The sequence below is a fragment of the Sphingobacterium sp. SYP-B4668 genome (genome assembly GCF_027627455.1).
GTDB lineage: Bacteria > Bacteroidota > Bacteroidia > Sphingobacteriales > Sphingobacteriaceae > Sphingobacterium.
In genome coordinates, this window is the sequence record NZ_CP115483.1 from 4,860,949 (window position 1) to 4,872,866 (window position 11,918).

General features: G+C 40.2%; 7 protein-coding genes. 1 reads left to right on the plus strand and 6 read right to left on the minus strand.

The window, feature by feature from the left end:
• Positions 1-12 precede the first annotated feature (12 nt).
• The 5 genes from OQ289_RS19870 to rhaT form a co-directional block, all read right to left on the minus strand.
• On the minus strand, positions 13-3,168 hold the full coding sequence (locus OQ289_RS19870) for a SusC/RagA family TonB-linked outer membrane protein (protein ID WP_270088492.1): 3,156 nt from the start codon (positions 3,166-3,168) through the stop codon (positions 13-15).
• A gap of 429 nt (positions 3,169-3,597) precedes the next feature.
• The gene (locus OQ289_RS19875) at positions 3,598-4,965 is read right to left on the minus strand and encodes an FGGY-family carbohydrate kinase (RefSeq protein WP_270088493.1); all 1,368 of its coding nucleotides are present in this window, start codon (positions 4,963-4,965) and stop codon (positions 3,598-3,600) included.
• Positions 4,966-4,967: 2 nt separating this feature from the next.
• A complete protein-coding gene (locus OQ289_RS19880) occupies positions 4,968-6,242 on the minus strand; it encodes a TIM barrel protein (RefSeq protein ID WP_270088494.1) in 1,275 nt (424 codons plus the stop codon).
• Between the two features lie 71 nt (positions 6,243-6,313).
• Entirely contained in the window at positions 6,314-8,428 is a 2,115-nt protein-coding gene (locus OQ289_RS19885; RefSeq protein WP_270088495.1) for a bifunctional aldolase/short-chain dehydrogenase, read from the minus strand.
• A 16-nt stretch (positions 8,429-8,444) separates the two neighbouring features.
• The gene (gene rhaT, locus OQ289_RS19890) at positions 8,445-9,518 is read right to left on the minus strand and encodes an L-rhamnose/proton symporter RhaT (protein ID WP_270088496.1); all 1,074 of its coding nucleotides are present in this window, start codon (positions 9,516-9,518) and stop codon (positions 8,445-8,447) included.
• Between the two features lie 289 nt (positions 9,519-9,807).
• Between rhaT and OQ289_RS19895 the strand changes: the two genes are divergently transcribed.
• Positions 9,808-10,428, plus strand: coding sequence for a hypothetical protein (locus OQ289_RS19895; protein WP_270088497.1), 621 nt, complete (start codon positions 9,808-9,810; stop codon positions 10,426-10,428).
• 71 nt (positions 10,429-10,499) lie between these two features.
• Here the strand turns inward: OQ289_RS19895 and OQ289_RS19900 are convergent, their stop codons facing one another.
• Positions 10,500-11,870, minus strand: coding sequence for a RagB/SusD family nutrient uptake outer membrane protein (locus OQ289_RS19900; protein ID WP_270088498.1), 1,371 nt, complete (start codon positions 11,868-11,870; stop codon positions 10,500-10,502).
• Between the last annotated feature and the right edge of the window lie 48 nt (positions 11,871-11,918).

Below are 11,918 nucleotides of genomic sequence, written 5' to 3' on the forward strand. Positions count from 1 at the left end.
TTTATATTTTCCTCAAAATCTAATATTGCATCCGAAACTATACATCTTCGTAATGGGATATCCGATAGCATCGTTATATTCAGGGTCATGATGGGTCATCTTCAATTTATCCCATGTGACAAGATTTTGTCCAGAGATGTAGGCACGAAGATGTTTTATTCCTAAATGACTGAGAAATTTTTGATTAAAGGTATAAGCTAATTCAACATTCTTCAGCCGGATAAAAGACCTATCCATGATAAAAAAATCATTTGCTCTATGATTGGTATTGAGCTGCGTACTTAATGCTGGGTAGGTAATGTTTTCACCATTTTTATAGCGTTCTTCTGTCCAGGCAGTACGGTGATATCCAAAGTAATTACCCTCTTTTGTTGTCTCCCAGACACCTTGCTCGGCAAAGTTTGTCGAATAACGACCTACTCCTTGAAAAAAGACGGTAAAGTCCCAATTCTTGTATGTCCCACCCACATCAAATCCATAAATGATTCCCGGAATTGCAGAGTTCTTTATAGGGGCCACATCCTTATCGTCAATCACTTCATCTTGATTAAGATCAATGTATTTGAAATCTCCCACTCGAGGTACTCCAAAGCTGTATGTGATACGCGAGAGGTATTCGTCTAACTCCTCTTTAGAATTGAAATATCCGTTACCATTGCTGTAATCTATTCGGTGTCCCCACGCTTGGTGTAACGGAAACCCTGTTGTGGTATAGCGATAGCTATATGATTCACCACGTCTAGCCTCATCTAAGAAAACAACTTTATTCTTATTAAAACCCAAATTACCATTAGACCTCAGGGTCAATTTGTCACTAAATATCTTTCTATAGTGATACTCGATTTCAAACCCTTTATTATTGACAATTCCCATATTGACTTTGGGAATGTTACCTAAAGGCACCCCCTGAAGACTTGGTACCGTCCCTCTAGTGAGGAGTATATCCGACCGACGCTCTTGGTATACATCAAATGCTAGATCTAAATCTTTAAATAATTGAACATCTAGACCGACATTCGTCTTTTTAGCTGTTTCCCAAGTAATGTTTGGATTACCCAATAGCCCTTGGTTCACGCCCCGTCCTTGAGACAAACTCCCCAAAGGCCCACCACCCATAGTGATATCACTTTGATAAAGAAAACGCTTGCCGTCCATTTGATCATTACCGACTTTACCATGCGACCCTCTCAGCTTCAAGTTTGTAAGCACGGGATGCTCCTTGAGGAAGCGCTCATTACTGAGTACCCATCCAAGCGAAAATGCGGGAAAGAATCCAAATCTCTTTGTAGGAGAAAACTGTTCGGAGCCATTATACCCCATATTAATCTCGGCGAGGTAACGATTATCGTATCCATAAGTAGTCCTTCCGACAAGACCTATGACATTATAAGGAATCTCACCACCATTAGTCTCCCAAAAATCACGCTGGCCCAGTATCAGCCCTGTTACATCATGTTTGCCAAAATTTCTTTTATAATGGAGAGACCCTTGAACGTTAATATTGTATCTAGAGGAGACACTACGACCTACTGATAATCGATTCTCATCTGGACGAAACACAGTATAAGACAATTCATCGGTATCATAGTTGACTGTGGCTCGATATAAAGGCTCCAATTTTGCACCCTGAACTGTGGTACTTGCATATGAATCATAAGAAATCATACCCTTTAGCGACAGGCCTTTAGTAATCAATGTTGCTAAATTCCAATCTGCTCCGAAGGTTCCGTTCAGATTTGATCTCATGGTATTCCGATATCCCATGCGATTCATGACTTCAAATGCGGACCGATCTAAATAGCCCGGATCAACGATTTGTCCTGGCTCTACCCCAAATCCATCAATAGTAAGTGGCCCGGGGGTGATAGGTAATATAGATTGCGCTTGAAAGAAAATATCCCGCATCATCCAACTCGGACTACTTGAAGGATAAGCTGACGCAGAAGGCATATTGACTTGTTCGATGTAACTTCCTAGATTTAAATAGGTTTTAAATGAACTAGAAATGTCGTAGTCCAAATTTGCGCGAAAGTTATATCGATCCAACTTGGAAGCTGAATTGTAGCCAAGCTTGGATTCGGGCTCTACATTTAGATTGCCTCCCTGATGTAGATAGGCTGTATTGACAAAAAATTTGACCTTTTCTGTCCCTCCAGATGCTGTTACGTTCACTCTAGATTGGGGTGTATATCGACGAATAAACATTCGATAATAATCATGATCCGGATAAATATACTGGAGCACCTTTACTTTTGACTCGTAGTCAGGATCATTGGGATCTAAACCGAGTAGAGGATTAACAAATTTCTCCCTGGTTTGACTACTGAAACGGAGAGGCATCTGATCATTCAGAGAAGCTTCATTTCTAAGATCTATATATTCCCAAGAGTGCAGCCGCTCGGGTTCGCGGGTGAAGGCTGAGTAACTCTGATCAAGCGAGGCACTAAATTCTGTTTTACCGGCAACTCCTCTTCGGGTAGTAATGAGAAGTACTCCATTAGCGCCGCGGACCCCGAATACTGCTGTCGCTGACGCATCCTTTAAGGTGGTGACTGATTCTACTTCAGATGCATCTAATGCTTGGAGATTGTCCCGAGGCACCCCATCTATCAAAATCAAAGGAGATTTTCCATTAGTGGTAGCCGCCCCTCGCAAATACAATGTAGCATTGTCTACCCCAGGCTGCCCTCCGCCCGATTGTATTGCAGTCAATCCCGATATTCGACCCGCTAAAGTAGCTGTGAAATTTGCCGACGAAGATTTCCTTAATTCTTCTCCGCTAACACTACTTATAGCACCAGTCACTGATATCTTTTTTTGTTCACCGTATGCCACGACGACTACCTCATCAATGGCCCTATTTTCGGAAATCAGATTGATATTAATTGTCCGAGCCCCATCCACTTTAACCTCCTGCCTCTTGTACCCTATAAAATCAAAAGTTAGATTCCCATTGCGTCGGGCTTTTATAACATATTGCCCTTTACTATTAGTCGAAGTAACCTCTGTCGAATTACTCAGTCTTACAGTAACACCCGAAATAGGAACTTTGCTCTCGGAATCCAATACGGTTCCTTCTACTTGTAAATCCTCCTGAGCGAGAAGAGAAATACCATTAAACAAGAAAATAAAGACAAGGATGGCAATCCTTTTTATTAAACAGTTCATATAAGTCTTTTCATTCATAATTCATTTGACTAAAATTTATTGTAAGGCATGTTACCACATATGTGATAGGTAAAAAACAGGTACTTCATTCTTTTTAGGATTGTTAGGTTTATACAATTTATTACTGGTTAGATGGTCTAAAATTAGGGGGCAATTTTAAACATATCATCATGCTCTATCCTGACTAAATACTAGGGTCAAAAAGATAGATTTAGCTCTTTAAAAAGAGAAAATTAAACGGAATAACAAAAGCTAAAACGTTTTTAGGAAGCGGTCAAATGGAAGTTTCCTAAGAACTATCCTGTGCTATCCTTATTCGCCCACACCACAAAAAAAAGACGTGTTTCAACAAATCGAAACACGTCATTCATTTATTCTGAATAAAAAAATTGATAATACTGAATTACTTCTCTTAGTGAGTAAGATTACTTAGGATTCACCTCCTCTATAAAACCGAAGTTCTATAATATCACTTGGAATTGTATGTTCGTTCCAGTGATTATGCATCACTAAGGCAGCACCTATGGCTGTCGCTTGGGCCATGGAAGCCGCGTAGACCTCGACATCACTAAATGTCTTGGCAATCAAATTCATATAGATATTATTTTTACTGAACCCGCCGTCGACAAATATCCGACGTATTTTCTGATCTCCAAGCACGAGGTTAGTCGCGACAACTTGTGAAGCCACCAGGTCCAATATAAGGGCATGATAAGCGACTATACTATCTTCGAAATCAGACAATACACGTTGACCAAAAGCAGCTAAAGAAGTGCCATCAAATGTAAATCGCGTTTGCAGATCATCTATAATTTCCCAGTCTACATTTATATTCCTGAATTTAGCAGTGGTTACATCAAAGTGGTCTGCAATCCGCTTGAGCTGAATCTCATGCTCATGACCTGCGAATAGACGAGAAGCTTTTACAGGTACGCCTGTATACGTCATGTAAAAAAGACAGTCTTGATTTAACTCATCGGGTGTCAGTGTATCGTTATTAAACGGATTGAAAGAAATACACCATGTGCCCGTTGATATAAGGATAAAAGGCTCCTTGAAATTCAATATATAAGGAATTAAAGCTGCTGAACTATCATGCAATCCAATGCCAACAGAATAATTGCTACCAGGAAAAGTCGCGGGAAATACCGCTTCTCCTTTGACTATAGGAGCAAGTTTGTCAATGAGCCCCTCACTAATGACCCAATCATGATAGCTTTGCTTACTAAAGTCCCATAGGGCCGTATGGCAACCAATACTAGTCATATCCGAATATATTTGTCCGGAGACAAGGTAGCTGAGGTATTGAGGAAGGTGGAGGCTATACTTTAGCCGTTTAAAAACTTCAGGGTTACGTTGTTTTAGACGATACAATTGGAAGCCGGAATTCAAGCTCCCTAAAGAGGGAGAAGCTGTATCTAATAAGAACTGTTCACGGCCACCAAATTTCGCATAGATTTGATCCTGAAGCTCCTCTGGATAGGCCTTTAGATAGTTATATAGCGGAGTGAGTGGCCGCCCATCCTCATCCAAATGCACCAAACTTGCCCCATACGAAGTAAAATTTATAGCCTTGACATCAAATTGCCTCTTCGTAAAAACCTCATGCAGAGAATCAAATATAGAAAGTCTAAGACTTTCTATATTCTCACACGGATCGCCGTCTTCATCAACAGTTTCTATAAAACGAGCTGTCCGTTCAAATACGAGATTGTAATGTTCATCAAATAGGAATAATTTTTTATTGGTTTTACCTACATCGAATATTGCGATGGTGGGAATCAGACTCCGTTCCATGCCTATAGTCCAGTCGCGATTGAATCCACACCTCTCTCCTCAGTCAATTGTCTACGGACATCCAGCTCCTTAAACAACCCAATAGGGTCTAGGGCTGCGCCACTTCGCAATCTTGCTTCGGCCAAAAGGGATCGTACATCCGTTCGAAAAGCGTATTGTAATATTTCCTGAGCTTGAATGACATCATTCTCCTGCTGTGCAATCCTCAGAGCTTTGCGATCTACAAGCAGGGCTTGTGCATATGCAATTTTTATAGCTTCCACAGATTGCAATAAATCAATAAGAGGATCTTTCTGATTATGTGATGCATCTATCATCCACCCCAGTCCTGTTGCATGGTCTAGGCCATTCAAATCCATCCCATCAACCAGTTCATTAAATATCAAAAAGAGTTGATAGGGTTTGATACTGCCTGCAGTAAGGTCGTCATCCGCATACTTACTGTCATTAAAGTGAAATCCACCTAGCTTACCTTCCATCAATAGTAGAGATACGATCTGCTCAATATTCGCATTGGGAAGATGATGCCCTAAGTCAACCAATGTGTATGCCTTCTCACCCAATTTATTAGCCAATAGCAGGGACTGCCCCCAATCGGCGATAGTAGTAGAATAGAAATAGGGTTCGAAGCACTTGTATTCGATAAACATTTTCCAGCCCTCGGGAAGGTGTTTGTATATTTCACCCAGGCTTTCTAACGTATTTTGGAAAGCTTCACGAAAGTTAAGCTGTCCTGGAAAAGAAGATCCATCAGCTAACCAGATGGTCAGCGCTGTCGACCCTAGAGCAACCCCCTGTCGAATAACTTCAATATTATGATCGATGGCCTGTCTTCTAACTGCAGGATTGACATGGTGTAATGAACCATATTTATAACTATATTGCTGACCGGGTTGATCTTGAAAAGTATTGGAATTGACCGCATCAAACTTTAACCCATAAGATGCTGCCAACTGTTTAATACTTTCGATGTCTTTTGGTATATCCCAAGGAATGTGAAGGGATATTGCGCCACTTGACTTATTTAAAGCGTGTAACAACCCAACATCTTCAATCTTCTGATCAAGAGTTGCAGGTTCACCCCCACCAGAAAAACGACCAAATCGAGTTCCGCCAGTCCCCAATGCCCAGCTTGGGATACCAATTTGGAATGCCATGAGTTTTTGAAGTACCAGCTCGTAATTAAGGATGTCTTCTTTTATAAAATTAAATTTTCGGATGTGCGTGTACAAAAGTGACTCATTGTGTTGGTCAATATGCTTTTGCTCTATTCTCATGTTTATATCAATTTTAGGTTTATTACTGAAATTACATAAATACCTATTATACTTCCCAATATTTATGTAATTTATCGAACAAATGCCATCGCTACTCCACCGTCTACATTAAGTACATTGCCTGTAGACTTATTGAGCAGTCCGCCAACAAAGGCAAAACAAGCGTTTGCAATATCGTCTGGCAAAATAATCTCGTTTAATAATGTTCGTTTAGCATAGTAAGCCGGTAATTCTTCAACTGTAATACCATACGCCTTGGCCCGTCCTTCAGCCCAGCCTCCAGACCAGATATTGCTGTCCGAGATAACGGCATCAGGATTCACGACATTTACCCGTATTTTTGCTTCACCTAGTTCTGCGGCATTTAATCTACTAAGATGTAGTTGAGCAGCCTTTGCACTCCCATAACCCGCGTTATTAGGTCCACTTACCAAGGCATTTTTACTCACGATATTAATAACATCTCCTCCTATTCCCTGTGCTTTTAAAATTTTAACAGCGGCTTGCGTTACAAAAAACTGTCCTTTAGCCAAAATATCATATAACAGATCCCAATCCTTTTCGGTATGCTCTTCTATCGTCTTCGATATCGAGATACCCGCATTGTTCACGATGATATCTACACCACCGAAAGATAAAGAGGCTTCACGCATTGCCGAAGTAATTTGCGCTTCGTTGGTGACATCAAGTAAACATGTGCATACGGCATCCCGACCAAAAAGTCTTACAAACTCCGCAAAGGTGGAATCGAGTCGCTCCTTATTCACGTCATTCAGGACTACAACTGCTCCTTCTGCTACAAATTTTTTAGCAATGGCTTTTCCAATTCCACCGGCACTACCTGTAATCAGAGCAATCTTACCTGAAAGCGCCTTCGGCTTAGGCATCCGTTGTAATTTGGCTTCTTCTAACAACCAATACTCTATGTTAAAAGCTTCTTGCCTTGGCAGGGAAGTATATGACGAGACAGCTTCTGCTCCTCGCATTACATTTATAGCATTAATGTAAAACTCGGACGCAACTCGGGCTGTTTGTTTATCTTTTGCGAACGAGAACATCCCGACTCCTGGGAATAGGATAATAACTGGATTGGCATCTCGCATAGCAGGGCTATCAGGATGTTTACAGGTTTCATAGTACGTTTTGTACATATCCCTATACTCTTGATAGACCGGCAAAAGTCTAGCTTTAACGCCCGCAACATCTGTCAAATCATCCTCTTTATCCAAATTTAATATCAAAGGTTGAATCTTGGTTCTCAAGAAATGATCTGGACAACTCGTACCGAGGGGCGCCAATCTGTCCAAGTCATATGAATCAATATATTCCAATACACGAGCATCATCTGTAAAATGTCCTACCATGTGTCGTTCACTGGAACAAAAGCCTCTTAAAATTGGTGCCAAAGCTGCTGCCTGTGATTTCCGTCTATCCTCCGAAAGCGGAGTGACTTTCTGACCACCAAATACGGGTCTATTCTTTCCTTCATGTTGATGCAGATATTCTGCGCATTTCTCGATGACTTCCAAAGAATTAATATAGCATTCATAAGCCGTATCTCCCCATGTAAATAGGCCATGTGAACCGAGCATAATCCCTTTGATACCTGGATTTTTATTCAAACATTCACGCAATTGCAAACCCAAATCAAACCCAGGCTTTTGCCACCCGACCCAACCAATCTGACCATTAAACAGCTCCTGTGTTATGCGCTCACCATCGGCAGCGGCCGCTATTGCAATAGCGGCATCAGGATGAAGGTGATCAATATGCTTAAACGGTAAAAATCCGTGTAAGGGGGTATCAATAGAAGGTGCCTTAGATTGCAAATCAAAAATGCAATGATTGAACAATTCAACCATTTCGTCCTCGTGATCCAGACCTTTATAAATATGCTCTAGGTTTCGCAGACGGTTTACGTATAGCGCAGCTAATCCGGATTTCTGCAGCGTGCCAATATCACCACCCGATCCTTTTATCCACATCACCTCTGTCTGCTCACCAGTCAATGGATCCTTTTCAATCACCTTACAGGAGGTATTACCCCCGCCATAGTTTGTGATTCTCAGATCCGATCCTAGTAAGTTTGACCGATACAACAACAAGGCAACTTCATCCCCCTCGATGGTCTTAGCTTTTTCTTCGTCCCACAAATAGTTGACGTACTGAAATGTTTTCAATTCCATATGTATATTTAAATGATTATTCTAATGTTTTTGCTAATCCCACGACACAAATAGATAGGATAATGGTCACTATACCTGCTATAATTGCGCGATAGGTGGACTTACTCACTCCCTTCCATTCTTTCAATGCTATTCCCCAAGCATTGGAAATCAATATGATAAAAGCCATGTGTAATATCCATGAACTGGCACCATTACCTAGACGACTCTCTCCCATTCCATAAAAAAAGAACTGCAAGTACCAGGTCGTCCCTGCTAAAGCACATAGTAATATGTTTTTGGCTAAAGGCGAAGAAGATTTAGTGTAATCCGTATATGTCTTATTCTTCATCAAGAGATATAAGCACCACAGAAAATTAGTCGTAAATCCCCCCCATAAGATGACCACATAGGTCACATTATTCTGATATAAAAATTCGCCCTGCCCTGGATTGGCTGACTTCCAAAGATTATTTGCAATTTCTGCCATTGGTTTTCCGGCCTCAATCCCAAAATTGAAACAAGCACTAAGTATCCCAGAAACAATAGCTACCACGATACCTAAGGTAAAGTTATACTCAGGCCGTAGATCTTCAGATTGGCTTTTTATACCTCTCTCCTTAAGCATACCTGCATATCCACATAGATAAATACCAACCACACAAATCAAAAGACCAATCATCACACATATCCCGGGACCGGTTGATAAGAAATAATCTATTCCGTGCTTTCCTATTGTTTCATTAAAGAAGTAATAGACTGCGGGCATTAGGGAACCAAAGACCATACTTAACCCCAACATAATACTGCTTCCCAGAGATACCCCGAGATACCGGACTCCCAACCCATAGGTCAATCCGCCTATACCCCACAATAGTCCAAAAAGAAATGTATAACCAAGCGTATTGGAATCACTATCTCTTATAATATTCCAAAAGTTAGGAATCGTGATATAGGCTGCAATGGGCGGAACAATAATCCACGAAAAAACACCTCCCAGTATCCACATGGATTCCCAAGACCAAGCTTTGACCTTTTTATACGGTACATAAAAACTTCCGGAAGCGAATCCTCCGATAAAATGAAATAATACTCCAGCTATTGCGTTCATATGTGTATTTGAAAGTTAATCTATTGATCTTAATCTGTAATAATTAAACACTTGCAAATTATAGATTAGATCCTGCTCAACTGTTATGAACTGTCATGTCTAAAAAATTAGGACATAAGCTTATGTCGGTAAGGATCACCAAATAACATACTATTAGAAACAGGGAATCTACATTTGGGTTTTCTTCTCTACCATTTATTCGTATATTAGACGGAATTAGTAATTAAAAATACTTACTCAATTAGTATCTACACGGAATATGAAATACACTTATAACACAAATGATTCTATGAATTTCAAAAAACTATTTTGTTATATATCAACAATTTTATTAACGATCATATCAGTGATGCCGACTAGTGGATTTGCACAAACGGGAACTTTTAAATACAGTAACGAAGGTTTAAAAAAGGGTACCATCGAAAGTCAATTCCAGCATCTAAATTATATTTCCAGAACCCAACCACCTTACAAGCTAATCCGTAGTGAGAATCTGGATATAATCAGACAAAACATCCGCGATAGCATCACTGTCCTAACAAAAGAAATTGCAACTTTAAAATCTTCGTCAAGCAATGTAGCCGCAAACACCAAAGCACTACAAGACTCTTTGGGCAACGTCGCACAAGAATTACAGCAAGAGCAAGCAAAAACAGACAGCATTTCCTTTTTAGGCATTCCATTCTCCAAATCAACCTATCATATGCTGGTCTGGACCTTAATCATCGTATTTGGACTTCTATTCTTAATCATGCTTGCTTCATTTCGCAAAGCGAAAGTAGATACTGTGGAGCATAAGAAAACGGCGGAACAAGTTCAAGATGAACTGCAAACGCTTCGAAAAAAATCAATAGAAAACGAACAAAAATTACGCCGTCAACTTCAAGATGAGCTCAATAAAAGGTTATAAGAAAAGCGGGCAAATGCCCGCTTTTCTTATAATATAACCCATTGATGACATTAGGCATATTTAAACATGTATCAATAGCCCGGATTTTGTGTAAGTCCAGTTCCCAAACCTATTTGTGCAGACGGGATAGGATATAAAAGAAATCTTTCGTCGGTCAGACTCTCATATTTTTTGAGTGCGAGCTTGGTCCTACCGAAATCAAACCAGGTCTCACCTTCAAACATAAGTTCCTTTTCTTTTTCTTCTTGTACCGCTACGATAAATTCCTCCAGATTGGGATACGCATTGATAGGTACCGTAACTCCAGCGCGGTCCTGAACGGCTTTCAACGAGTTGTAAGCAGCTGTGCTTACACCATTATCTACTCGACCCTGAGCTTCAGCGTGGATTAAGTAAATCTCTGCCAGTCGAATAGCGGTTACATTTTGGCTGGCTGGCGAGAAATTAGGAAACTTTCCCATAAAGTACTTATCGTTATTGCCCTTTTTCACAGTGAAATTCTTTCGTTTGTCCTGCTCTGCGTATATATCAAGAATTTCTGACTCCTTAGCAAAAAATAGTACACTTGCATTATCATTAGCTACTGCGGCAAGCGGATTTGTGACTTGATCGTCAAACTGGATTTCGAAAATGGCTTCGCTTGTGTTTTGTGTAGTCCAAATCGTACTAAATTCGGTAACTAAACCAAAACCGCCGGCTGTCAGCACTTCGTTTGCCAAATCTGCTGCTTTTTTATAGTCATTGGTAATAGAAGCTTGATATAAATATACCTTTGCCAGTAAAGCTTTGGCCGCCCAATGAGAAGCACGACCTTTAGCTGCATTGCCCGTATTGGGATTCTCTTCAGGAAGTGATACAATGGCATCTGTTAAATCCTTGACAACTTGCTCATAGAGGACTTCTTTATCAGACTCTTGAATATCAATATTATCCCCTTCTTTGGTATAAGTAAGTTTTAGAGGGACTTTATTAAAAGCTCGTACGAGAAAAAAGTAATTCAACGCTCTAATAAACTTAGCTTCGCCAACAAGTATATTCTTCTTCTCTTCAGTAATCATCGCTTCCGTCATTTTTGGAACCTCCTCGATAACTTGATTGGCCGCATTTATTGTCGTATACAACGCCTGCCACATATTTGAAATCCATGGATTAATGGCTTGTATTTTATGTTCGGAGAAGTTTTCGTATTCAGGAAAGCTTGCTGAATGGCTTACATGTCTCGCTGAAAATTCAGGGACGACTATCACAGACTGACCAAAGGAAAATGAATTCATCATAGTCCGATATATCCCCAAAACAGCCGCATTTGCATTTGTCTCGGAATTGAACAATTTATCTTGAGCAATTTGTCCCAAAGGATCACGATCTAAGAATTTATTACATGATGTCCCAAAAGAAGCCATCATGTAGACTAAGCAGATTAATATTGTTTTATTTTTCATTGGAATATTTTATTGTTAGAAATGGGGAATCTTGCTGCGAACAGATGT

Bases quoted from the DNA above. Each gene is read 5' to 3' on its own strand.
- OQ289_RS19870 (WP_270088492.1), bottom strand. From the start codon at position 3,168: ATGAACTGTTTAATAAAAAGGATTGCCATCCTTGTCTTTATTTTCTTG.
- OQ289_RS19875 (WP_270088493.1), bottom strand. From the start codon at position 4,965: ATGGAACGGAGTCTGATTCCCACCATCGCAATATTCGATGTAGGTAAA.
- OQ289_RS19880 (WP_270088494.1), bottom strand. From the start codon at position 6,242: ATGAGAATAGAGCAAAAGCATATTGACCAACACAATGAGTCACTTTTG.
- OQ289_RS19885 (WP_270088495.1), bottom strand. From the start codon at position 8,428: ATGGAATTGAAAACATTTCAGTACGTCAACTATTTGTGGGACGAAGAA.
- rhaT (WP_270088496.1), bottom strand. From the start codon at position 9,518: ATGAACGCAATAGCTGGAGTATTATTTCATTTTATCGGAGGATTCGCT.
- OQ289_RS19895 (WP_270088497.1), top strand. From the start codon at position 9,808: ATGAATTTCAAAAAACTATTTTGTTATATATCAACAATTTTATTAACG.
- OQ289_RS19900 (WP_270088498.1), bottom strand. From the start codon at position 11,870: ATGAAAAATAAAACAATATTAATCTGCTTAGTCTACATGATGGCTTCT.